The sequence below is a fragment of the Methylovorus glucosotrophus genome (assembly GCF_009858335.1).
GTDB classification, from domain to species: Bacteria; Pseudomonadota; Gammaproteobacteria; order Burkholderiales; family Methylophilaceae; genus Methylovorus; species Methylovorus glucosotrophus.
In genome coordinates this window covers 120,275-143,074 of record NZ_VMSE01000002.1, presented here as the reverse complement: position 1 = coordinate 143,074, position 22,800 = coordinate 120,275, and the positions used below count along the sequence as shown (strand labels likewise).

At 55.9% G+C, this 22,800-nt stretch carries 23 protein-coding genes and 1 riboswitch; of the genes, 11 read left to right on the top strand and 12 right to left on the bottom strand.

Annotated features, from left to right (window positions below):
- Positions 1–17: 17 nt before the first annotated feature.
- From FNL37_RS11635 to FNL37_RS11600, 8 genes are all read left to right on the top strand, one after another.
- Positions 18–425 carry a PTS sugar transporter subunit IIA gene (locus FNL37_RS11635; protein WP_013441024.1) on the top strand — a complete coding sequence of 136 codons (408 nt, stop codon included), beginning with the start codon at positions 18–20 and terminating at the stop codon, positions 423–425.
- A complete protein-coding gene (locus FNL37_RS11630) occupies positions 418–687 on the top strand; it encodes an HPr family phosphocarrier protein (RefSeq protein ID WP_013441023.1) in 270 nt (89 codons plus the stop codon). Before FNL37_RS11635 ends, FNL37_RS11630 begins: the two co-directional genes overlap by 8 nt.
- Before the next feature lie 7 nt (positions 688–694).
- The gene (gene ptsP, locus FNL37_RS11625) at positions 695–2,449 is read left to right on the top strand and encodes a phosphoenolpyruvate--protein phosphotransferase (RefSeq protein ID WP_159356296.1); all 1,755 of its coding nucleotides are present in this window, start codon (positions 695–697) and stop codon (positions 2,447–2,449) included.
- A 13-nt stretch (positions 2,450–2,462) separates the two neighbouring features.
- Positions 2,463–2,819: a DUF4870 domain-containing protein gene (locus FNL37_RS11620; protein ID WP_159356295.1), complete on the top strand. Its 357-nt coding sequence runs from the start codon at positions 2,463–2,465 to the stop codon at positions 2,817–2,819.
- 74 nt (positions 2,820–2,893) lie between these two features.
- Entirely contained in the window at positions 2,894–4,942 is a 2,049-nt protein-coding gene (locus FNL37_RS11615; RefSeq protein ID WP_159356294.1) for a M3 family metallopeptidase, read from the top strand.
- 13 nt (positions 4,943–4,955) lie between these two features.
- Positions 4,956–5,486, top strand: a complete 531-nt coding sequence (locus FNL37_RS11610; RefSeq protein ID WP_159356293.1) for a glutaredoxin family protein — start codon at positions 4,956–4,958, stop codon at positions 5,484–5,486.
- 71 nt (positions 5,487–5,557) lie between these two features.
- Entirely contained in the window at positions 5,558–6,325 is a 768-nt protein-coding gene (gene xth, locus FNL37_RS11605) for an exodeoxyribonuclease III (RefSeq protein ID WP_159356292.1), read from the top strand.
- 65 nt (positions 6,326–6,390) lie between these two features.
- Positions 6,391–6,762, top strand: a complete 372-nt coding sequence (locus FNL37_RS11600; RefSeq protein WP_159356291.1) for a TfoX/Sxy family protein — start codon at positions 6,391–6,393, stop codon at positions 6,760–6,762.
- A gap of 13 nt (positions 6,763–6,775) precedes the next feature.
- Here the strand turns inward: FNL37_RS11600 and FNL37_RS11595 are convergent, their stop codons facing one another.
- The 7 genes from FNL37_RS11595 to def all read right to left on the bottom strand — a co-directional run bounded on the left by FNL37_RS11595 (position 6,776) and on the right by def (position 14,492).
- Entirely contained in the window at positions 6,776–8,059 is a 1,284-nt protein-coding gene (locus tag FNL37_RS11595; RefSeq protein ID WP_013441016.1) for a sigma-54-dependent transcriptional regulator, read from the bottom strand.
- Positions 8,060–8,064: 5 nt separating this feature from the next.
- Complete coding sequence (locus FNL37_RS11590; RefSeq protein ID WP_159356290.1) at positions 8,065–10,191, bottom strand: sensor histidine kinase; 2,127 nt, start codon at positions 10,189–10,191, stop codon at positions 8,065–8,067.
- A gap of 15 nt (positions 10,192–10,206) precedes the next feature.
- On the bottom strand, positions 10,207–10,725 hold the full coding sequence (locus FNL37_RS11585; protein WP_244948289.1) for a DUF4390 domain-containing protein: 519 nt from the start codon (positions 10,723–10,725) through the stop codon (positions 10,207–10,209).
- A 49-nt stretch (positions 10,726–10,774) separates the two neighbouring features.
- Complete coding sequence (gene rsmB / locus FNL37_RS11580; RefSeq protein ID WP_159356288.1) at positions 10,775–12,058, bottom strand: 16S rRNA (cytosine(967)-C(5))-methyltransferase RsmB; 1,284 nt, start codon at positions 12,056–12,058, stop codon at positions 10,775–10,777.
- Positions 12,059–12,129: 71 nt separating this feature from the next.
- Positions 12,130–12,972 carry a zinc metalloprotease HtpX gene (gene htpX / locus FNL37_RS11575; protein WP_159356287.1) on the bottom strand — a complete coding sequence of 281 codons (843 nt, stop codon included), beginning with the start codon at positions 12,970–12,972 and terminating at the stop codon, positions 12,130–12,132.
- Positions 12,973–13,039: 67 nt separating this feature from the next.
- Positions 13,040–13,990 carry a methionyl-tRNA formyltransferase gene (gene fmt / locus FNL37_RS11570; protein ID WP_159356286.1) on the bottom strand — a complete coding sequence of 317 codons (951 nt, stop codon included), beginning with the start codon at positions 13,988–13,990 and terminating at the stop codon, positions 13,040–13,042.
- Between the two features lies 1 nt (position 13,991).
- The gene (def, locus tag FNL37_RS11565) at positions 13,992–14,492 is read right to left on the bottom strand and encodes a peptide deformylase (protein ID WP_013441010.1); all 501 of its coding nucleotides are present in this window, start codon (positions 14,490–14,492) and stop codon (positions 13,992–13,994) included.
- 86 nt (positions 14,493–14,578) lie between these two features.
- Here def and FNL37_RS11560 point away from each other — a divergent pair, with 86 nt between their 5' ends.
- From FNL37_RS11560 to FNL37_RS11550, 3 genes are all read left to right on the top strand, one after another.
- Positions 14,579–15,730, top strand: a complete 1,152-nt coding sequence (locus FNL37_RS11560) for a LysM peptidoglycan-binding domain-containing protein (protein ID WP_041361917.1) — start codon at positions 14,579–14,581, stop codon at positions 15,728–15,730.
- 6 nt (positions 15,731–15,736) lie between these two features.
- A complete protein-coding gene (dprA, locus tag FNL37_RS11555; RefSeq protein ID WP_159356285.1) occupies positions 15,737–16,852 on the top strand; it encodes a DNA-processing protein DprA in 1,116 nt (371 codons plus the stop codon).
- A 111-nt stretch (positions 16,853–16,963) separates the two neighbouring features.
- Positions 16,964–17,422 carry a Smg family protein gene (locus FNL37_RS11550; protein ID WP_013441007.1) on the top strand — a complete coding sequence of 153 codons (459 nt, stop codon included), beginning with the start codon at positions 16,964–16,966 and terminating at the stop codon, positions 17,420–17,422.
- A gap of 31 nt (positions 17,423–17,453) precedes the next feature.
- Here FNL37_RS11550 and metF read toward each other — a convergent pair whose 3' ends face one another.
- The 5 genes from metF to metK all read right to left on the bottom strand — a co-directional run bounded on the left by metF (position 17,454) and on the right by metK (position 22,783).
- Entirely contained in the window at positions 17,454–18,299 is an 846-nt protein-coding gene (gene metF, locus FNL37_RS11545) for a methylenetetrahydrofolate reductase [NAD(P)H] (protein ID WP_159356284.1), read from the bottom strand.
- A 16-nt stretch (positions 18,300–18,315) separates the two neighbouring features.
- A complete protein-coding gene (locus tag FNL37_RS11540) occupies positions 18,316–18,657 on the bottom strand; it encodes a phage holin family protein (RefSeq protein WP_159356283.1) in 342 nt (113 codons plus the stop codon).
- A gap of 47 nt (positions 18,658–18,704) precedes the next feature.
- Positions 18,705–20,114: an adenosylhomocysteinase gene (gene ahcY, locus FNL37_RS11535; RefSeq protein ID WP_159356282.1), complete on the bottom strand. Its 1,410-nt coding sequence runs from the start codon at positions 20,112–20,114 to the stop codon at positions 18,705–18,707.
- A gap of 89 nt (positions 20,115–20,203) precedes the next feature.
- Positions 20,204–20,287: riboswitch (S-adenosyl-L-homocysteine riboswitch) on the bottom strand.
- A gap of 35 nt (positions 20,288–20,322) precedes the next feature.
- Positions 20,323–21,564 (bottom strand): HD-GYP domain-containing protein, encoded by a 1,242-nt coding sequence (locus FNL37_RS11530; RefSeq protein WP_159356281.1) that lies wholly within the window; start codon positions 21,562–21,564, stop codon positions 20,323–20,325.
- 61 nt (positions 21,565–21,625) lie between these two features.
- The gene (gene metK / locus FNL37_RS11525; RefSeq protein WP_013441002.1) at positions 21,626–22,783 is read right to left on the bottom strand and encodes a methionine adenosyltransferase; all 1,158 of its coding nucleotides are present in this window, start codon (positions 22,781–22,783) and stop codon (positions 21,626–21,628) included.
- Positions 22,784–22,800 lie beyond the last annotated feature (17 nt).

Here is a 22,800-nt window from a genome sequence, read left to right as displayed (position 1 = left end):
GGCAACAGGACGCTTTCATGATAGGTATACTGATTATTGCGCACGGCACATTGGGTGAGAGCCTGATACATTGCGCCAGCCATGTGATGGGCACACGCCCGCCACTGCTCAAGCAACTGGGCATAGGCACCCACGATGATCCGGCCGCCATGCTGCCACAGGCGCAGCAACTGGTGGATGAACTGGATGAAGGCAATGGCGTGCTCATCCTCTCGGACATTTACGGCGCAACCCCATGTAATATGGTGGGCAAATTGCTGAAGCCGGGACGGGTGGAGGGTGTGGCCGGGGTGAACCTGCCCATGCTGGTGCGCACACTGACGTACCGCAACGGGGATATTCAGCTATTGGTACAAAAAGCATTGAGCGGGGGTAGCGAAGGCGTTATCCATTTTACTGAGGAAGCATGCAAGCATCATGACTAAACAAGAAATAGAAATCATCAACAAGCTCGGCCTGCACGCACGCGCATCTACCAAGCTGACGCAAACCGCCAGCCAGTTTGGCAGTGAAATCTGGATCGAGCGCAACGGTAGAAGAGTCAATGCCAAGAGCATCATGGGTGTCATGATGCTGGCCGCCAGCAAAGGCAGCAAGATTGTGCTGGAAACCAATGGTGCCGATGAAGAGGCCGCCATGCAGGCGCTGGTGACCCTGATCTCGGGCAAGTTTGGCGAACCGGAATAAATTCATCGTGGCCGCCCCCAGCCCCGCTTCCAAAGTCAGTTTTTCCATCCACGGCGTTGGCGTGTCCAGCGGCATTGCCATCGGTCATGCCCATCTCGTCTCACATGCCTTGCTTGAAGTGGTGCATTTTCAGGTGCCCAAGGCCCTGATTGCCGACGAGATCACCCGTTTTGACAAAGCAGTAAAAACCGTCAAGCACGACCTGGAAACCGTGCGCCGCCTGCTGCCGGAAAAAGCACCGCCTGAGCTTAGCGCCTTTATCAGCACGCATCTGATGATCCTGCAGGATCATGCGCTATCTGAAACGCCCAAGCAGATGATCAAGTCCGAAGGCTGCAATGCCGAATGGGCGCTGAAGCAGCAGATGGAAGACCTGGTTGCCCAGTTCGAAAAATTTGAAGACGAATACCTGCGCGAGCGCAAACAGGATGTGATTCAGGTCGTCGAGCGGATTATCAAGGTGCTGCTCGGCCATCCAAGCCAGGTGCCCCTGCGCTCGCAGGAGAGTGCCATCATTCTGGTGGCGCATGATCTTTCCCCGGCCGATGCCATTCAGTTCAAGCAGCACCAGTTTGCTGCCTTCATCACCGATGTCGGCGGTGCTACGTCGCATACAGCGATTCTAGCGCGCAGCCTCAATATCCCCTCCATCGTTGCCTTGCAACGGGCACGCACGCTGGTACGCGATGGCGAGCTGATCATCGTCGATGGCAACCAGGGCGTGGTCATTGTCAATCCGGACAAGGACACCCTGGCCGAATACAAGCTGCGGCAGGAACAATGGGAAATCGAGCAGCAAAAGCTGAAACGCCTCAAGCTCACCAAGGCGGTGACGCTGGATGGCACCAGCATTGAACTGCATGCCAACATTGAAGTGCCGGAAGACGTCAGCCATGCCAGAGCAGCGGGGGCCACCGGCATCGGCCTCTACCGTACCGAGTTTCTATTTATGAACCGGCGCGAGATGCCGGGCGAAGAAGAACAGTTTTCTGCCTATCGCAGTGTGGCCGAGGCCATGAAAGACCTGCCGGTCACCATCCGTACACTGGACCTGGGCGCGGACAAGGAAATGAATCCGGATACCGCCCGCACATGCACCAACCCGGCGCTGGGGCTGCGCGCCATTCGTTTGTGCCTGTCAGAACCGGCGATCTTCCTGACGCAGCTGCGCGCCATCCTGCGCGCCTCGCATTACGGCAAGATCAAGATTCTGATCCCCATGCTGTCGTCGATTACCGAGCTGCGGCAAACGCTCGCGCTGATTGAGCGCGCCAAGCAAAGTCTGGATGCGGAAAAAGCGCATTACGACAAAGACATCCAGGTCGGCGGCATGATTGAGATCCCGGCAGCGGCCTTGTGCGCCGAAGCCTTTGCCCGCGAGCTGGATTTCCTTTCCATCGGCACCAACGACTTGATCCAGTATTCGCTGGCGATTGACCGCACGGACGATACCGTTTCGCATCTCTACAACCCCTTGCATCCTGCCGTGCTGCAACTGGTGGAGATGACCATACGCGCGGGCAACAAGCTGGGCAAGCCGGTATCCGTCTGCGGCGAAATGGCGGGCGAAGCCAAGCTTGCCCGGTTGTTGCTGGGCTTTGGCTTGCGTCAATTCTCCATGCATCCATCGCAGATCCTGACAGTCAAACGCCAAATCCTGCAGAGCGATTTACCCTTGATCACCCCGGTAGCGCGCAAGATTCTGGGCACCCAGGATATTGATCGGGTTGAACCTTTGCTGCAAAAACTGAATCTCCAGTAAAGGAGATAACCATATGACAGACCTAGAACACGAGCGTGAACCCCAGGAGATTCCGTCAGACGACCTAAATATCATGGTGCTGACACACCTGGGCGGTATTCTGTTTTCCGTCTTCCCCAGCCTGATCGTCTGGCTGCTGAAGCGCAACGATAGTCCCTACATCAGCCAGCAATCGCGTGAAGCATTGAATTTTCAGATCACGGTGCTGATTGCCCAGGCCATCAGCTCGGCGCTGATTTTCATCCTGGTAGGGTTTTTGCTCATGGGCATCGTCTGGCTGCTGAATATTGTGTTCAGCTTTCTGGCTGCCGTGACGGCCAGCCGCGGAGAGACTTACCGTTACCCATTTACGCTCCGCCTGATTAACTGATACTTGAATTTTGAAACTTGAATTTTATTACTGGAATTTTTGATTAACCCGCATTACCCAGAAGGATGGCTCACGTGAACGACAAGGCTTTGCAAGATAACCCGCTGCTGGATTTTTCCGGCCTGCCCCGCTTTGATGAAGTCAAAGCTGCCCATGTCACCCCGGCCATAGACCGCTTGCTGGATCAGGGCCGCGCCATACTGGAGCAACTGGCGAGCGCCACTGAAACGCCCACCTGGGAAAACTTCGTGCGGCCGATGGAAGACATGGAAGAGCAGATTTCACGTGCCTGGTCGCAGGTGTCGCACATGAATGCCGTGGTCAACAGCCCGGAACTGCGCGAGGCCTACAACGACAACCTACCCAAGCTGACGGCGTTTTATGCGGACCTCTCGCAGGATGAACGCTTGTATGCCCGTTTCCGCGCCTTGCGCGAGAGTGCAGGCTACACAAGCTTAAGCCCGGCACAACGCAAGATTGTCGACAATGAGCTGCGCGACTTCCGCCTGGGCGGTGCCGAATTGCCAGAGGCGCAAAAAGCCCGTTTCAAGGCCATACAGGAAGAACTATCCACGCTGTCTGCCAAGTTCGAGGAAAACCTGCTCGATACCACCAACGACTTCAGCATGTATATCGATCAGGCCGATACCCTGCGCGGCATTCCGCAAGATGCCTTGCAAGCCGCCCAGGATGCGGCCCGTGAAGACGGCAAGACTGGCTGGAAATTCACCCTGCATTTCCCTTCCTACATGCCTGTGCTGCAATATGCCGACGACCGCGCCTTGCGTGAACAGCTGTATCGCGCCTATGCCACGCGCGCATCGGAGTTTGGCAAGCCAGAGTGGGATAACACTGCGCTGATCTCCAGCATACTCAAGTTACGGCACGAGGCTGCTGTGATGCTGGGCTATCGCAATTACGCTGAAGAATCGCTGGCCACCAAGATGGCGGAAAGCCCGGCACAGGTCGAAGAGTTTCTGCAGACCCTGGCCAAGCGCGCCAAACCATTTGCCGAGCGCGACATGCAGGAGCTGCGTGAATACGCCGCCAGCAAACTCGGCCTCACCGATCTGCAGGCATGGGATATTGCCTATGCGTCGGAAAAACTGCGCGAAGAAAAATATGCCTTCTCCGATCAGGAAGTGAAACAGTACTTCCCGGAAGAGCAAGTGCTGCATGGCCTGTTCAAGGTCACGGAGACCATTTTCGGTGTGCATGTGCGCAAGTCAAAGGCGCCGGTATGGCATGACAATGCCGAGTTTTACGAAATCACCGACCACCAGGGCAAACTGGTCGGCCAGTTCTACCTGGATCTGTACGCTCGCAACAACAAGCGTGGCGGCGCCTGGATGGACGAAGCGATTACCCGCCGTAAAAAGTCGCATGGTGTTGAAACGCCCGTGGCTTTCCTCACCTGCAATTTCTCTGCCCCGGTCGGCGACAAGCCTGCGCTGTTTACGCATGACGAAGTGATCACCATGTTCCACGAGTTCGGCCATGGCCTGCACCACATGCTGACGCAGGTGGATGATTACGGCGTTTCCGGCATCAAGGGTGTGGAATGGGATGCAGTGGAACTGCCGAGCCAGTTCATGGAAAACTTCTGCTGGGAGTGGGATGTGCTGCGTCACATGACCAAGCATGTGGAAACCGGCGCGCAATTGCCGCGCGAGCTGTTCGACAAAATGATCGCCGCCAAGAATTTCCAGGCGGGCATGCAGACCGTGCGCCAGATCGAGTTTTCTCTGTTCGACATGCGCCTGCATGGCGACTTTGACCCGAATGGCAGCAAGACCTCGCTGGACCTGATCGAGGAAGTCCGCGATGAAGTGGCCGTGGTGCGCCCACCCAAATGGAATCGCTTCCCGAATAACTTCTCGCATATCTTCGCGGGCGGCTATGGCGCTGGCTATTACAGCTACAAGTGGGCCGAAGTGCTGTCTGCCGATGCCTACAGCCTGTTTGAAGAAAACGGGGTATTATCCGAAGAAACGGGCCGCCGTTTCTGGAATGAGATTCTGGCCCAGGGCGGCTCCCGCCCGGCACTGGAATCCTTTGTCGCATTCCGTGGCCGTGCACCGGATATTGATGCGCTATTGCGCCACAATGGCATGACGACCTAAAGGGAACACCACCATGATGCGCTTTCGTGCATTGCTCCTGATCGCCCTATGTAGCGCCACCAGCTGTCTGGCGGATGTATACAAATGGACCGATGCCGAAAGCGTGAATTATGGCGATACACCCCCCACGAAAAACCGCTCGGTAGAAAAACTGAAGCAAAGCCTGAATGTGGTGGAAACCGACAAAGAGCCTTATGAAATCAAGGTGGCTGTCGAAAAAAATCCCCTCACCCTGTATGTCTTCAAGGAATGCGGAAATCCCTGTGATCAGGCCAAGGCCCTGCTGGACAAGCGCGGCGCGCCCTATACCCTGAAGAACAAGGACGAGGACAAGCTGGAATTGCAAAAGCTGACTGGTCGCTTGCAAGTGCCCTTCCTGATGGTAGGCAAGAACCCGCACCTGGGGTTTGAAGAGTCCGCCTGGAACAGCGCGCTGGATCAGGCCGGCTATCCGCGCAGCAACCCCATGGCAGACTTCAAGAAACCGTCCAAGGCGGCCAAGGTCGCCGACAAGCAACCGGCTGCCGAAGCCAAATCCCCTTAACTTAACCACGCCACGACCACGGTCAACGGCACCCACCAAGAGATGCGCCCACGCATCCACAGGAGCTTTACGTGAAACTCGCCACCTGGAATGTCAACTCGCTCAATGTACGCCTGCCGCATGTGCTGGACTGGTGCACGGCCAATCAGCCCGATGTGCTGTGCCTGCAGGAGACCAAGCAGGAGGACAGCAAATTCCCCTATGAAGCACTGACCGCGATTGGCTACAACGCCATCCATAGCGGCCAGAAAACCTATAACGGAGTGGCGATTCTCAGTCGCCATGTGCTGGAACAGCCGAGCTACGGCATTCCAGACTTCGCCGATGAGCAAAAGAGGCTGATTGCCGCGACAGTCAAGGGCATACGCATCGTCTGTGCCTATATTCCGAATGGGCAGAGCGTGGATTCAGACAAGTATCAATACAAGCTGAACTGGCTGGCCTCGCTCACCACGCACCTGCAGGCAGAGCTGGCAGCGCATCCCAAGCTGGCCTTGCTGGGGGATTACAATATTGCTCCCGAGGACCGCGATGTACACGACCCCGCAGCCTGGTTAGGCCAGGTGCTGGTCAGCGAACCCGAGCGCACCGCGTTTCAGGGGCTGGTGGGTTTGGGCCTGCACGATACGTTCCGTTTATTCGAGCAACCAGAAGCCAGCTTTAGCTGGTGGGATTACCGCATGGCGGGGTTCCGCCGCAACCTTGGCCTGCGCATTGATCACATACTGGTCAGCACGCCATTGCTGGCCGCCTGCAAGGCCAGCTGGATAGACAAGGCTCCACGCAAGCTGGAACGGCCATCGGATCATACGCCGGTGGTACTGGAGCTATCCGAATAGCATTGAACAGCTTGGCCAAACTAACCGCATGGTATGACTTCAGACCTGAATGGCATGTGTGAACGATGAGTGAATTCACCGACTATCTGCCCGATATATTTGCGCTGTTAGGCCCCATCAGCATACGGCGAATGTTTGGCGGCCATGCGCTCTATCATCAGGGGCTGACCTTTGGACTGGTATTTGACGAGACCTTGTATCTCAAGGCCGATGCGGAAAATGCAGGGGACTTTCAATCGCTGGCTTTGCCCCGTTTTGGCTATGAAAAGCAGGGCCGCTGGATAGACTTGCCCTACTATCAAGCCCCAGACTTTATCCTGGAAGATCGGGACCTGGCAGCCAGCTGGGCACGCAAGGCTTATGCAGCCGCCTTGCGTACCAAACCTTTGAAACCACGACGCAGCAGCAAACGGGCAAGCAAAGTCAGCCATGGCTGACTGATTGCCTCGCTTACTTCGCCTTGATACCCAGCTGCTTCAGCTTGCGATAGAGATGGGTGCGCTCCAGCTGCACCGCTTCGGCCACCCGGCTCATGTTGTGCCCGGCCTTGACCAGATGGTGCTCGAAATACAGACGCTCAAAATCATCGCGGGCTTCGCGCAAAGGCTTGTCGATATTCAAGGCCGCCAGGCCTGCACTGGCCGAAGAAGTCTCGACGATAGGCAAGGCCGCCTGGAATGCCGCAAACTGCTCCAGCACGCGATTCACATCCGCCAGGGTGATTTTCTCGCCCAGGCTGGTCTGCATGAGATTACGTATCACGCTATCCAGCTGGGTAATATTGCCTGGCCATTCCGCATTGCGCAGTGCATTCAGCGCCGCGACGTCAAACTCCCGGTACAGCACCTCGCCACTGTCGACCAGCAGCGCGGCCATGGCACGGGCCAGGTCGGGGATGTCTTCACGGTGATCTGACAAGTTGGGGATACGCAGGCTGGTAGCGGAGATAGACTGCAGTAACAGGTTATCAAATCGCCCGGCAACCACCAGCTGCGGCAGGCTTTTGGCCGTGACACAGACGACGCGGGCGCCGTACTTGTCGGCACGTGCCAATAAGAGCTGCAAGCCTTTCTGCTGGTTTTTACTGAGGTCAGCCACCTCAGGAATAAACAGCATGCCCTCCTGCACCTGCTCCAGAATATCTAGCGGTGCTGTCGCCAGCTGTTCATAATCGGTAAGGCTCAGCCATGGAGTATCCGGATTATGCAAAAATTTGGCGCACAGCTCGGCACCACTGCCTTGCTCGCCGATCAACAAGAGCGGACTCTTAACACCTGCAATCTGTTCCAGGCGCTGACGCAGTTCGCTGATCACCGGGCTTTTGCCCAGGTTGAGCAGCGTCATGTCAGAACGTGGCAATTGCTCACCATGCTTGAGCGCTGCGCTGACGGTCTTCAGCAGTTTTTGCAGGGCAATCGGCTTTTCCAGAAAATCAAACGCCCCGATGCGGGTCGCCTCGACTGCGGTATCAATCGTGCCGTGGCCGGACATCATGACCACCGGCATCGTCAGCAGGCCACTATTGCCCCACTCTTTCAGCAGGCTTATGCCATCACAATCTGGCATCCAGATATCCAGAAGTACCAGATCAGGACGCATCTGTTCACGATAAACACGCGCCTCCGCCGCATTCTCGGCCAGTTTCACCTGATAGCCTTCGTCCTGCAGAATGTCATACAGTAGCTCACGTATGCCGATTTCATCATCGACAACTAGCACATGTCTTGCGGTCATTACGATTACTCCACCCTTTTCGTTTTTGCTGGCAAAGTCACGGTGATGCTTGCGCCCCCCTCTGCCAGGTTTTCAATATGAATGTGGCCTTTATGCTCTTCTATGATTTTCTTGACGATCGCCAGGCCAAGACCGGTGCCATGGCGCTTGCTGGTCATGTAGGGCTCGAACGCACGGCTAAGAATTTCCAGCGGGAAACCGGTGCCATTGTCTCGTACCTCCAGTTTGACCATTTCCGTTTCAGCCGTCGTGATGATGTGAATCACGCCATCCGCTCTGCCTTCCAGCGCATCTTGGGCGTTTTGCAGCAGATTGTGCAGCACTTGCCGCAACATGGTGGCGTCGCCCATGACGGAGGGCAACCCTTCCGTCAGGCTGACTTCCAGCTGAATATCGGCTGGCTCATACAGGGCCAGCACATCATTGATCAGTCCATTCAGCGCCAGCTCACTCAGATTAAGCGCGGGTGCGCGGGCATATTCGCTGAACTCATTCACCATGGTTTTCATGGCAGCCACCTGCGTCACGATGGTATTGGTGGCGCGCCGTAGCATATCGGCATCGTCGGTTTCGAGCTTGGCCGCCAGCTTGTGCTCCAGACGCTCGGCCGAGAGCTGAATCGGCGTGAGCGGATTCTTGATCTCATGTGCCAGTCGTCGTGCGACTTCACCCCAGGCCGCATCGCGCTGCGCTTGCACCATGGCCGTTATATCGTCAAACACGATGAGGAAACCACTATCCGCCGTTTGCGGCAAACGCGTGCCTCGCACCAGCAGAATGCGCTTGCCCTGGGCGGTCACCAGCTCCAGTTCCTCTTGCCACTCGCCCGTGTCGTCGTCGCCACAATGCGCAAGAATCAGCTCTACCCACGCCTCCAGCGCCACATGGGTCTGCCCCAGCTGCTGGAAAGGCTGCTCAAGAAAATTGCTCAGGTTGACGCCAAGAATGTTGGAAGCCGCCATATTGCAGGTACGCAATTGCGCACGATCATCCAGCGCCAGCACGCCGGACGACAAGTGCGCCAGAATGGTTGCCAGATAACCCCGCGCCGCTTCCACGCGTGCCCGGTTGCGCTCGGCCGCCAGCGTGGCATCGCCCAGCTGTCTCGTCATGCTGTTAAACGATTGCACCAGTATGCCCAGCTCATCCTTGCCATGCACCGGCAACATGGTGCCGTAATCGCCGCGGGCAATGGCGCGGGTGCCTTCCGCCAGCACGCCCAGCGGCGCAGAAAGGCGGCGGCTCAACACAAAGGCAATCGACACCGCTGACAACATGGCAAGCATCAGCACCAGCGTCAGTGTCAGCGCAAATACTTCTTTCAGTGATTCACGGCTGAGCGACAGCTCCTGATAATCCTGATACACATCCTGCACGGATTCCGCGGTGGTGGACAAGCTTTTGGGCACCGGCTGCAACAGCTGCAGAATACGCGTTTCCCCTGCCAGATCCGGCATCACGATCGGGGCCAGTACCCGCAGATAGAGGCCTTTATCCGGAATAGGTTCTATGGTGCCATACACATGTTGCCGTGCCTGGCGCAGCTGGGGAATGCTGGGCAGCTCAGGCAGAAATGTCGCCGGGTTATTGCTGGAAAACGCCAGAATGCGCCCCTGCAAGGTCAACAGCACCGCATCTTCCACCCCGCTTTTTTCGCGCAGGTCATTCAACACGCTCAGGTGTGAATTCGATGGCTGAAACGCCAGAGACACCGCCATGCTTTCGGCTTTTTCCTCAATATCGGACAGCATGATGTCGAGCGCACTTTGCCCCAGACGCAAACCGCCTTCCAGCGCGGCTTCCACTTTCACGTTAAACCACGACTCAATCGAGCGCGTCAGGAAATTGACCGATACCGCATATACGATTACACCGGGAATAATCGCCATGAGCGCAAAGGCCCCCAGCAAGCGCAGGGTAAGCCGACTGCCCATGACATGGGCGCGCATCTGGCGAAACAGGCGCCAGAGCTGCATGCTGATCATGACGATCAAGGCCACCGCCAGGGCGCCATTCAGCACCAGCAGCAAGGTGTAATAATTACCTGATGCTGCTGTATTGGTGCTGGCATGCGACAGCAGGTACAGCAAAACCGCACCTAGCAGGGCACTGATAAAAACGATGTATTTCATTGATGCAAAGGCATGCTAAAACAGCGTGGGTACCCAACGATACCGTTGGGAGACCATATTCCAGTCCTCGGAGCCGCCAATCACATCGACCTGCAAGGCCTTGGGCAGCTTGGTTTGATCCAGACGCACGCGCAAGGCGGCCTTGTAGGCTTCGCCTTTTTTCAGCAGCGCTTTCTCGAATACTGGCCACTGCTCCAGCCGTGAAAGCTCCTGCTTGGCATCCTGCAAGGAAGCAAAGGAGCGCTGGTGGTGATTATTCAGATTGACCAGATATTGCCGTGACAAGGCATGGTAGCTCAGAGTGACATAGGTACTGACCGTGGCAATTTCATCGTCAAACCAGTAGCGACGTGGCGAGGTCAGCTGGAATTCAATCAGGAAGGTCAGCGGAATGCCTTTGTTCAGGGCTTCTTCTACCGTGGGGCTCAGCGTGACGTCAAAATCGGCATTCAGCAGATAGCTATCTTCGGTTGGCACCAGTTCGGCATTGCGGATATGGAGATTGCTAACGGCAGCGTATGCCATCGTCAGCATGAAAAGAACTAAAGTGCCGGTCAACAGCGTGGCAAATAAACGACGAAAATCAGTTTTTTTGTAGAAGTGCATAAAAGAAGCCGTCATGTGCTGCACAAGGATAAAGTTGTCCATGCCGAGCATGAGGCGAAGCATCCTGACTCAGCGGCAACTGCTTCGCATCGGCGTGCTGTTGCAGAAACCGGTCAATCTGCTGTTGGTTTTCCTCATGAAAAACCGAGCACGTTGCGTAAAGCAATTTACCACCCTTTGCCAGGCACTGCCACAGTTGCGGCAGAATGAGTGCCTGCTGGCGAACGAAGGACGCCACATCCGCCTCGCGGCGCAGCCATTTGATATCCACATGCCGCCGGACTATGCCAGACGCGGTACATGGCACATCGGCCAGAATGCGCTCAAACGGCCGGCCATCCCACCATCCGGAAGCATCCGCCGCATCGCCCGTCACCAGTTGGGCTTTCAATTTCAAGCGTTGCAGGTTTTCTTCCGTACGGCGCAATCGGCCAGCGTCACTATCCATGGCCACCAGGTCCACATCAGCCAGCTCAAGAATATGGCTGGTCTTGCCACCCGGCGCGCAGCAGGCATCCAGCACACGCATGCCGGGGGCGAGATCAAGCAGGGGAGCCGCCCATTGCGCACCTGCATCCTGCACCGAAACATCGCCCTCAAGAAATCCGGGGATACGCTCGACGGGGATAGGCTGGGTCAAGGTCACCGCGCTGCCGCCAAGAAGACTTGCGGCTATCCCGGCATCTGCCAGTTGCTGGCTGTAGGCTTCGACGCTGAGGTGGCGGCGATTGACACGCAAGGTCATGGGCGGATGCTGGTTGCCTGCCAGCAGCATGGCCTCCCACTCTTGCGGATATTGATGCCGCAGCTTGTTCACCCACCACTGGGGATAGGAGTAACGGGCGACATCGTCAGTGGGGTCAATGTTTTTTACCAGCGCATCCTGCTGGCGCAGAAAATTACGCAGTACCGCATTGGTCAAGCCTTTGACCCATGGCTTCTTGAATTGCGCCGAAGCCTGCACGGCCTGATCCACAATGGTGTGGCTGGCGGCACGCGCCTGCTGCAACTGATAGATCGCTACCAGCAGCAGGCAACGCAAGCGCTCATCCTGCAGTGGTTTTTGCAAAAGCTGATTCAGCAGCGCTTGCAGTTGCCCATACTGGCGCAGGCAGCCGTAGCTGAGGTCCTGCGTCATGCCACGCTGTTGCGGGGTCAGACTGCGTTGCCGGCTGAACATGGCATCCAGAGTGACGCCAAGATTACGGCCCGTCAGCACCTGATGCACGGCTTCGGCGGCGAGTTGTTGAGCTATTTGCAAAACGGCCTTTCGGGGATTCTAAAAAAACAAAGCCGCAGAGCTTAAGGTCTGCGGCCGCTTGTGACGGAGGGTCACGCCATAGCCATCAGGCGCGCAATCCGCTCCTGCGTTTGCGGGTGTGTGCTGAACAGTCCCTTGATCCCTTCGCCTGACAATGGATTGATGATCATCATCTGGGCAGTTTCGGGATGCTGCTCCGCCGTTTCCAGCGGAATCTGATGGGCGTAATCGTGGATTTTTTTCAGCGCGGCAGCCAGCGCGGTAGGGTCGCCGCTGATTTCTGCGCCGCCACGGTCCGCTTCAAACTCGCGTGCACGTGAAATCGCCATCTGGATCAGCATGGCAGCAATCGGTGCCAGAATCATGATCAGGATCGCTACGGCAGGATGCACACTGCGTTCGCGATCATGGCCACCGGCAAACAGCATGCCGAACTGGGCAATCGAGGAGATAGCCCCGGCAATCGTGGCCGAGATGGTGGAGATCAGTGTGTCACGGTGTTTGACGTGTGCCAGCTCATGCGCCATCACGCCACGCAATTCGCGCTCGGTCAGGATACGCATGATGCCCGTGGTCGCGGCGACAGCTGCATGCTCCGGGTCGCGCCCGGTGGCAAATGCGTTAGGCTGGTCTTCGTCAATGATGTAGACCTTGGGCATGGGCAACTGGGCATTCTGCGCCAGCTCTTTCACCATGTTGTAGAACTGCGGAGCGGAGGCAGCGTCCACCTCGCGGGCGTTGTACATCTTGAGTACGGCCTTGTCGGAAAACCAGTAGGCGTAAACATTCATGGCCGCGGCGAGCAACAGCGCGATCATCATGCCACCGGCACCACCCAGCGCAGCGCCCACGGTACCAAACAGCACCACAATGCCCGCCATCAGAATGGAGGTTTTCAACCAGTTACCTAACATGTGTATTCCTCAAGTCTTTCATTAATAAGGGAAGGATGCCCCTTAGATGCGGCTGATCGGCAAAAATTCAAGCCTGGGGCAATACCGAGTGAAAGCGGTCACCCGGCTTGAGTGCATGGCCTGCCATAAACTGCGCCGCCTGCAAGCGCTTGCCGCCTGGCATCTGCAATTCTTCAATGCGCAGCAGACCCTCACCACAGCCCACCACAATGGCATCCCCCACAGAAACCACCACACCGGGCTCTGCGTTACCGTCCATGGCCGTCGCCATCCAGATACGGCAGATATCCTCGTTGAGTTTGGCCTGCGCGACAGGGAAAGGGTTGAACGCGCGCACCTGGCGTGAAATCGCCTCGGCGCTCTGCGTCCAGTCTATGCCGGCTTCGGCCTTTTGCAGCTTGGCGGCATACGTCACCAAGGTTTCGTCTTGCGGCTCGGCAGGCAGACTGCGCTGCGTTGCCAGGGTGTCCATGGCCTTCACCATCAGTTGGGCGCCCATGGCAGATAAGCCATCATGCAGCGATTGTGCGGTATCGCGCTCAGTAATAGGCAGCACGCCTTTCTCAACCATGGCGCCGGCATCCAGCGCGGGCACCACCTCCATAATCGTCACACCCGTTTCGGCATCCCCGGCCAGCAACGCGCGCTGTATGGGCGCAGCCCCGCGCCAGCGAGGTAGTAGTGAGGCATGGATGTTGTAGCAACCGAGTGCAGGCATGTTCAGCACGGAGGTCGGAATGATCAGGCCATAGGCCGCCACGATCATGACATCGGCTTCCACCGCAGCAATCTGCGCCTGTATGTCGGCATCCTTCAGGGTCTCGGGCTGCAACACCGGGATCTGGTACTGCAAGGCCAGCTCCTTGACCGGACTGGCTTTGAGCTTCATGCCCCGCCCCGCCGGGCGATCCGGCTGGGTCAACACCATTACAACCTCGTGCTGCGATGCCACAAGGGCGGCTAGTGCTGGCACGGCGAAGTCTGGCGTGCCAGCGAAAATAATCTTGAGTGCGGGCATGTTAGCGATCCCGCTGACGTTTCTTGAGTTTGGTCTTGATGCGGTTTTGCTTGAGTGGCGACAGGTAATCAACAAATACCTTACCCAGCAAATGATCCATTTCATGCTGGATGCAAACAGCCAGCAGACCTTGTGCTTCCAGCACAAAGGGCTCGCCATTGCGATCCAGTGCCTCCACGGTGACCTCGGCGGCGCGCGTCACATTTTCATAAATGCCCGGCACCGACAGGCAACCTTCCTCGTAATCCTGGGCGCCACATTTCGCGGTTATTTTGGGATTGATGAACACGCGCAGCTCGTTCTTGGCTTCGGACAGATCCATGACAATAATCTGCTGATGCACATCCACCTGTGTAGCGGCCAAGCCTATGCCCGGAGCAGCGTACATGGTCTCTGCCATGTCATCGATCAGACGACGGATGTTGGCGTTCACTTCCTTTACCGGCTTGGCAACCGTATAAAGCCGTGGATCGGGGTAGTTTAATATGTCTAAAATTGCCATAAATCTTGATTGTTGAATGAATTACATGCAGAATTTAATGCAAGTTCGCGGATATTTCATGCCGCATCATTGCCGAGGTCTTGAATATGTTGAGATACATTATAACGCCGCTCGTATTGGCTTGTCTGGCTTTACCTGCCGCGGCGGATGATGTGCAGCTACAGCCTGACCGACCCGAACGCTACGTTGTGGTGAAAGGCGATACGCTCTGGGCTATTTCCGGCAAATTCCTCAAAGATCCCTGGAAGTGGCCCAGGGTGTGGAACATGAACCGCGCGGAAATCAAGAATCCGCATCTGATCTATCCCGGCGACGTGGTTGTGCTGGATACCAGCAGTGGCGAACCTCAGCTGCGCCTACTGCGCGAAACCGTCACCCTGCAACCCGGAATACGTGAAGAGCCGCTGGATAGGGAAGCTGTTCCCAGCATCTCGCCCAGCACCATTGCGCCTTTCCTCAGTCGCCCGCTGATCGTCGAGGCTGACTCGCTGAAAGACTCCCCCACCATTATCGCCGGCCCGCAAAACCGCGTGGCCTATGCCCCGGGCAACAAGGTCTACATCGACAAGTTGCCGGAAGATCAAGGCAATGTCTGGCATATCTACCGTCCCGGTAAAATCATGGTAGACCCCGAAACCAAAGAACCACTGGGCCTGGAAGCCCTGTACCTTGGTGATCTCAAGGTGCTCAAGTTCGGCGACCCTGCCACCGGTGAAATTACCCGCGCCAAAGAAGAGATTTTCAGCGATGACCGACTGGTAAAGGTCGAGGACAAACTGCAATTCAACTATATCCCGCATGCACCGGAAAGCGATATCAAAGGTCGCATCATGGCGATTTATGGCGGCGTGGCGGAAGCAGGTGCCAACACCATTATCTCGATCAACAAGGGCAAGCTGGATGGCCTGGAAGAAGGCCATGTATTGAGCATCAATCGCGCCGGCACCTATGTCAGCCGTAAACCCACCGAGAAGAAGGCCGAAGAAAAATTCAAGCTGCCTGAGTTCCGCTTCAAGGATGTGGACCCTAACGAAGAGAAGAACAAGAAGCCACAGGCAAAAACCGACGAAAAATATGATCCGAAGAAAGACCCCGCCAATGACAAATCGCTGGTCAAACTACCGGATGAGCGCATTGGCTTGCTGATGGTATTCCGCACGTTTGATCGCGTGTCCTACGGCTTGATCATGCAGGCAGCAGAGCCCGTCAATCTGCTGGATACCGTCAATACACCCTGAAGCTGAATGTCCCTTAGTGCGTCAGATTTAGAGGAAGCCCGCCTCTGGATGGCCCTGAGCCTGATTCCAGGCCTGGGCGGTCAGCGGTTCTGCCAGCTACTCAAAGCATTCGGCAGTCCGGAACAGATTTTTGCAGCACCTCATGATGCCCTGCGGCAAGTTGTCCCTGAACCTGTTGCCGAAGCCATTACCGCTGGCCCTGATCTGGCAGCCACCGACTTCGCTGCCAATTGGCTGATGCAGGAAAACAATCATCTGCTGACATTGGCAGATAGCCGCTACCCACCCGCCCTGCTGGAAATTGCCGACCCACCTCCCTTGCTTTACGCTAAAGGCCAATTGGCAGCGTTTGATTTGCCAGGCATGGCGATTGTCGGTAGCCGTAATGCAACGCCCCAAGGTGAAAAAAATGCGGCAGATTTTGCACAGGCTCTGTGTGAGCAAGGCTATTGCGTCATCAGTGGTCTGGCGCTCGGGATTGATGGCGCCGCGCATCAAGGTGCCCTGCGAGCCAAAGGCATCACGATCGCCGTGGTCGGCACCGGTCTTGATATTGTTTATCCGTCCAAACACCGCGCACTGGCCCATCAGATAGTGGAGCAGGGCCTGATCATTTCCGAGTTTGCATTGGGCACGCCCTCCCGTCCGCAGAATTTCCCGCGGCGCAATCGCCTTATAAGCGGATTAAGCCAGGGCTGCCTGGTGGTGGAAGCCAATGCCAAAAGCGGCTCGCTCATCACAGCAAGGCTGGCAGCAGAACAAGGACGCGAGGTGTTTGCCATTCCTGGCTCCATCCATTCTCCTGTTTCAAAAGGTTGCCACGAGTTGATCAAACAAGGGGCAAAACTGGTCGACTGCATACAGGATATCGTGCAGGAGATGGCACCGCTGCATTCCCAACAGCAGCAAGCCTCTCAGGAAGATGCTTTTGAAGGACACGATCCTGAGGAAACGCCCCACACCCAACTGCTCGCATGCATGGGTTATGACCCTATCAGTATCGATGCATTACAGCAATCAAGTGGCTTGACGAGTGATAGCCTTTCGGCCATGCTGTTGATACTGGAGCTGGAAAATAAAGTGGCGGCACTTCCCGGTGGTCGCTACCAGCGCATGAGCTGATTGCAGCGCTTGCGGGATTGCTTCTAAGAATTAAAGCTTGGCCTGATTCTGGCGTTAAAAGATAAAGATGTCAGGCTTAATTCTTAGAAGAATCCACATAGGGGAATATATATGTTCGAAGTGCTGGTATATATGTTTGAGAATTACTTTGAAGCAGATATCCGTCCCGACCAATCTACTCTCGCCAAAGAATTATTCGCCGCAGGTTTCGATAGTGATGACATTAATCACGCCTTTGACTGGTTCAGTGCCCTTGAGGCCATGACTGCCAAGGAACTGGCTGGCACCGAACTCAACACCTCGGGTTTTCGTATTTTCAGCGAACCTGAAACCACCAAGATCAGCAGTGAAAGCCTGAGCTTCATCATGTTCCTTGAACAGGCAAAAGTGCTGACCGCCACCGAGCGCGAACTGATCGTGGACCGTGCGCTGGCCTTGCCACAGCCGGTCATCGGCCTTGATGAAACACGCTGGATCGTGCTGATGGCCTTGTGGAAACAGGGTAAAACCAAGGATTACCTGTTTGTGGAAGACGCCGTCTTCGGCGATGCCCACCCTACGCTGCACTGAACAACGCAGGGTGGGTTGCACAGGCTGAGCGTCAGGCCGTCTTAAGGCCAAGACGCTCGGCCAGAGTAGTGATAATCCCGCTTTGATTCAATGTATAAAAATGCAGGCCGGGGGCTCCTCCGGCCAGCAGTTTCTCGCACACTCCCGTTACCACATCCAGCCCCAGCGCCCGCAGGGACGCGAGGTCATCGCCGTAATCCTGCAAGCGCAAGCGTAGCCAGCGCGGAATTTCTGCGCCACACACACTGGAAAAACGCGCCAGCTGGGTAATGTTATAGATAGGCATGATGCCCGGCACAATCGGCATATCCATACCCAGGCGTGTACATTCATCCCGGAAATAGAAATACGCGTCCGGATTGTAAAAATACTGGGTAATGGCGGAATTGGCGCCGGCATCCACCTTGCGCTTGAAGTTGGCGAGATCCGCTGCAGGCGATGCCGCTTCCGGATGAAATTCAGGGTAAGCAGCCACCTCAATATGGAAGTGATCGCCGGTCTCCTGGCGAATAAACCCCACCAGCTCATTGGCATAGCGAAAATCGCCAGCACTGACTTCGCCAGAAGGGATATCCCCACGCAATGCCACCAGCCGCTTGATGTCGTGCTGCTGGTAGAGCTGCAGCAGATCACGGATTTCCTGCTTGCTGGACGAGATGCACGAGATATGCGGTGCCGCCTCAAATCCGGCCGCCTGAATATCCAGCACCGTATCCAGGGTGCGGTCGCGAGTAGAGCCCCCGGCACCAAAGGTCACCGAAAAAAACTTGGGATTGAGCCTGGCCAGTTGTGTACGCGCTTCGCGCAGCTTGGCCATGCCCTCCTCAGTTTTTGGAGGGAAAAATTCAACACTGATCATGAGTTCTTGCTTATCCATCACAGTCTGCGCTTTCTCAATCGCGCAGCACAATTGCGCTTAATAACCATGAAATCACGCTATAGAGGAATGCCCCGACAATGCCTGCCCACAGGCCATGCACCTCAAAGCCTTGCAACACATGCCCAACCAGCAAGAACAACAGACCGTTGATCACGAGAATGAACAGGCCCAGCGTCACGATGGTAACCGGCAAGGTCAGCAATACCAGTATCGGTCGTATCAGCATATTGACCAGCCCGATGACCGCCGCCGCGATAAGGGCCGCGACAAAGCCAGACACATGAATGGATGGCATCAGGTAAGTAACCGCCAGCAAAGCCAGCGCGTTCATTATCCAGACCAGCAATAATTTCATGGCATATTTCCTTTAAACAGGCCCACGAAACGCGGGCCTTGCGTTTTTTAGTAGCGGTAGTGCTCAGGCTTGTATGGGCCTTCCACCGATACTCCGATATAAGCTGCTTGCTGATCGGTAAGGCGGGTCAGCTGGGCATTCAGCTTCTTCAACTGCAATACGGCCACCTTCTCGTCCAGATGCTTGGGCAAGGTGTACACGCCGACCGGGTATTGCTCGGTACGGGTGAACAGCTCAATCTGGGCAATGGTCTGGTTGGCAAATGACGAGCTCATGACATAGCTCGGATGGCCAGTACCACAGCCCAGATTCACCAGGCGCCCCTTGGCCAGCAGGATGATTTTCTTGCCGTCCGGGAAAATCACGTGATCCACTTGCGGCTTGATTTCATCCCACTGATATTTTTCCAGCGAGGCGACGTCGATCTCGTTATCGAAGTGACCGATATTGCAGACGATGGCCTGATCCTTCATCTTTTGCATGTGCTCATGGGTAATCACATGGTAGTTACCGGTCGCCGTCACAAAGATATCGCCATGCTCGGCAGCATAATCCATGGTGACCACACGATAACCTTCCATCGCCGCTTGCAAAGCGCAGATAGGGTCGATTTCGGTTACCCATACCTGGGCAGAGAGGGCGCGCAGTGCCTGCGCAGAGCCTTTACCCACATCGCCATACCCGGCAACCACCGCAATTTTGCCAGCGATCATGACATCGGTAGCGCGCTTGATGCCATCCACCAGCGATTCACGGCAACCATAAAGATTGTCGAATTTTGACTTGGTGACAGAGTCGTTCACGTTAATGGCAGGGAACGCCAGACGGCCTTCCTTGTGCATTTGATACAGACGATGCACACCTGTGGTGGTTTCTTCGGTCACGCCCTTGATATGTTTGAGGCGGGTGGAATACCAGGTAGGGTCAACGGCCAGCTTGGCCTTGATGGCATTGAACAGGCAGATTTCTTCTTCACTGCCTGGGCTGCTCAATACAGAAGAATCGGTTTCTGCCTTGGTCCCAAGATGCAGCAGCAAAGTGGCATCGCCACCATCATCCAGAATCATGTTGGAATAGCCACCATCAGTCCATTCAAAAATGCGATGGGTGTAATCCCAGTATTCATCCAGTGTTTCGCCTTTGACCGCAAACACAGGAGTGCCCGTCGCAGCAATCGCTGCCGCAGCATGATCCTGCGTAGAGTAAATATTGCAGGAAGCCCAGCGTACCTCAGCACCCAGATCCTTCAGGGTCTCGATCAGCACGGCGGTCTGGATGGTCATGTGCAGGGAGCCGGTAATACGGGCGCCACGCAAAGGCTTGGTTAACGCGTACTCTTCGCGGATTGCCATCAGACCAGGCATTTCGGTCTCGGCGATGGCAATTTCCTTGCGGCCCCAGGCGGCAAGGTTCATATCGGCAATAACATAATCTTTGATATCAGCCACAGAATTCATTTTCTATTCCTTTGAATTGTGGCCGGAGGGAAGGGGGTTGGGAGGTCTGTTGACGCTGCTCACCCTCATCCCGTGTCCGGCACGGGTTGGTAAGGTGAGCGCCGTTTACTGCATTTTTCCGAGCCTGGGAGGGCTTCGCCTGGCGAAGCGGACTTGCAGCGCTCCTCGGAATTCTCGCGATTATACGCGGTATTCAGTAGTTAACAAGTTACTGGCTCCATAGCTCGTGGATATCCTCGATGCCCCACAGTATCGGGTCTTCGTGCCCCATGATCTTGTCTTGCACCGCTGGTTTGGATAAGTCCAATACTTCTACAGGAATGCGGGTGCGAGATTTGGTGGAAAAAAACACCTTCACCAGTGGCTTGAGCAGTGAGACCGGATTCTGATCCACCACCACGCCCAGGCGCCCGGATTGCAACATCACCATGGAGCCGATGGGGTAAATGCCCACGCTTTTCACAAAGGCCTTGAATACCCGATCATCAAAATGCGTTTTGCTCCACTGCGCCATGCGTTGCAGCGACACACCCGGCTCCCAGCCCTCTTTATAGGGGCGATTGGAAGTGACGGCATCGTAGACATCACATACGGCACCCATTTTGGCAAAGATGCTGATTTCATCGTTTGGCAGCTTGTGGGGATATCCCGTGCCATCGACTTTTTCATGGTGATGCAGGCAGACATCCAGCGCGACCTCATCTACCCCATTGGAGGCCAGCAGAATCTCATGACCCGCCTTGGGATGACCGCGCACAATATCAAACTCTTCATCGGTCAGTTTGCCTGGCTTGTTGAGTATGTCCAGCGGGATGGCAGACTTGCCGATGTCATGCAGCAAGCCGGCAAGGCCCGCCTGCTTGGTTTGCTTGTCATCCATGCCAAGTTGCCTGGACAAGGCCACCATCAGTGCACAGACGGCCACCGAGTGCATGTAGGTGTAATCGTCTTTATGCTTGAGCCGCACCAGACTGATGAGCGCCCCTTCATTTCGCGAGACAGACGCGGTGATCTCCTCGACCAGCGGCATGGCATCGGCCGCATTAACGGCTTGCCCCATGCGCACTTCATTAAACATGGAGGTAATGGCCTGCTTGGAGGCCTTCAGGAGCTTTTTCGCCCTTGCCCTTTCCTGCTCCGCGCTGATGCGCTTGATCGCAGGTGAAGCGTCTGCACCGGGGAGTGGGCTTTCAGCTTCTGCTGATGGCGCAAGCGGCGCTGCCTCTTCCGCCTCATGGGCCTCGGCATTTCCCGACTCATTCAACACATCCAGGCCCTTGCTGACATCAATCACAAGGTCCTTGATCGGACTTGTCTGCAAGGCCTTCAGCATGGCGGGGTCTTCCAGTTTGAAAGACTTGCGCCAGAATGGATGGTCTATCCAGGAGCCTCCCAGCTCCTGGATGTACATACCCAGGCGCACCTGGGTAACAGCAATACGCTTTAACATAATGGCTTTCGACTAGATGGCTAGATGTTGAGCGCGGTTTATTCTTATACGGTTAAGGACATTACACAGCAGCTCGCAGGGCAGCAGCCTTGTCTACGGATTCCCAGCTGAACTCTGGTTCATCGCGACCAAAATGACCGTAGGCAGCCGTTTTGGCATAAATTGGCCGCAACAGATCCAGCATCTTCACAATGCCCTTGGGGCGCAGATCAAAATGATCCAGCACCAGTTGTGTCAGCACTTCATTCGGCACCTTGCCTGTGCCGTAGGTTTCCACCATGACACTGGTCGGACGTGCCACGCCAATTGCGTACGAAACCTGCACCAGACAGCGCGAGGCAAGCCCCGCCGCTACGATATTCTTGGCCACATAGCGCCCGGCATAGGCTGCTGAACGGTCTACCTTGGAAGGATCCTTGCCGGAGAAAGCACCGCCACCATGCGGCGCAGCGCCACCATAGGTATCCACGATGATCTTGCGCCCAGTCAGACCGCAATCGCCCTGAGGTCCGCCAATCACAAAGCGACCGGTCGGATTTACCAGAAACTTGATTTCGCCTTTGATCAGTTCCGCAGGCAAGGTCGGCTTGATGATTTCTTCAATCACGGCTTCACGAATTTCGTCCAGCGACTTTTCTGGCGCGTGCTGCGTCGAGATCAGCACGGTATCAATCTTGTGCGGCTTGCCATCCACATATTGCACCGTGACCTGGCTCTTGGCATCAGGACGCAACCAGGGCAGGCGGCCATCCTTGCGCAGTTGCGACTGGCGCTCCATGAGACGGTGAGACAGCCAGATAGGCAAAGGCATCAATTGCGGGGTTTCGTCGCAGGCATAGCCGAACATCAACCCCTGGTCGCCAGCACCCTGATCCAGCGGATCATCATTGGCATTGTCGACACCTTGGGCAATATCAGGAGACTGCTTGTCGTAAGCCACCAGCACGGCACAACCTTTGTAGTCGATGCCATAGTCAGTATTGTCGTAACCAATGCGCTTGATGGTTTCACGCGCTACCTTGATGTAATCCACATTGGCAGATGTGGTGATTTCACCGGCCAATACCACCAGGCCAGTGTTGGTGAGCGTTTCTGCCGCGACACGTGCCGTAGGGTCTTGCTCGAGAATAGCATCCAGAATGCTGTCTGAAATCTGGTCAGCCACCTTGTCTGGGTGACCTTCAGATACGGATTCGGAGGTAAAAAGATATTCGCTCATCGCTTCTCGGTTTTATG

Coding starts and splice junctions, on each gene's coding strand:
- FNL37_RS11635 (WP_013441024.1), top strand. CDS start 18: ATGATAGGTATACTGATTATTGCGCACGGCACATTGGGTGAGAGCCTG.
- FNL37_RS11595 (WP_013441016.1), bottom strand. CDS start 8,059: ATGACCGCAAGACATGTGCTAGTTGTCGATGATGAAATCGGCATACGT.
- FNL37_RS11560 (WP_041361917.1), top strand. CDS start 14,579: ATGTTGAGATACATTATAACGCCGCTCGTATTGGCTTGTCTGGCTTTA.
- FNL37_RS11600 (WP_159356291.1), top strand. CDS start 6,391: ATGAGTGAATTCACCGACTATCTGCCCGATATATTTGCGCTGTTAGGC.
- FNL37_RS11620 (WP_159356295.1), top strand. CDS start 2,463: ATGACAGACCTAGAACACGAGCGTGAACCCCAGGAGATTCCGTCAGAC.
- FNL37_RS11630 (WP_013441023.1), top strand. CDS start 418: ATGACTAAACAAGAAATAGAAATCATCAACAAGCTCGGCCTGCACGCA.
- FNL37_RS11590 (WP_159356290.1), bottom strand. CDS start 10,191: ATGAAATACATCGTTTTTATCAGTGCCCTGCTAGGTGCGGTTTTGCTG.
- ahcY (WP_159356282.1), bottom strand. CDS start 20,114: ATGAATTCTGTGGCTGATATCAAAGATTATGTTATTGCCGATATGAAC.
- FNL37_RS11530 (WP_159356281.1), bottom strand. CDS start 21,564: ATGTTAAAGCGTATTGCTGTTACCCAGGTGCGCCTGGGTATGTACATC.
- fmt (WP_159356286.1), bottom strand. CDS start 13,990: ATGCCCGCACTCAAGATTATTTTCGCTGGCACGCCAGACTTCGCCGTG.
- def (WP_013441010.1), bottom strand. CDS start 14,492: ATGGCAATTTTAGACATATTAAACTACCCCGATCCACGGCTTTATACG.
- metK (WP_013441002.1), bottom strand. CDS start 22,783: ATGAGCGAATATCTTTTTACCTCCGAATCCGTATCTGAAGGTCACCCA.
- FNL37_RS11610 (WP_159356293.1), top strand. CDS start 4,956: ATGATGCGCTTTCGTGCATTGCTCCTGATCGCCCTATGTAGCGCCACC.
- metF (WP_159356284.1), bottom strand. CDS start 18,299: ATGGATAAGCAAGAACTCATGATCAGTGTTGAATTTTTCCCTCCAAAA.
- FNL37_RS11585 (WP_244948289.1), bottom strand. CDS start 10,725: ATGCTGACGATGGCATACGCTGCCGTTAGCAATCTCCATATCCGCAAT.
- FNL37_RS11540 (WP_159356283.1), bottom strand. CDS start 18,657: ATGAAATTATTGCTGGTCTGGATAATGAACGCGCTGGCTTTGCTGGCG.
- FNL37_RS11550 (WP_013441007.1), top strand. CDS start 16,964: ATGTTCGAAGTGCTGGTATATATGTTTGAGAATTACTTTGAAGCAGAT.
- htpX (WP_159356287.1), bottom strand. CDS start 12,972: ATGTTAGGTAACTGGTTGAAAACCTCCATTCTGATGGCGGGCATTGTG.
- dprA (WP_159356285.1), top strand. CDS start 15,737: ATGTCCCTTAGTGCGTCAGATTTAGAGGAAGCCCGCCTCTGGATGGCC.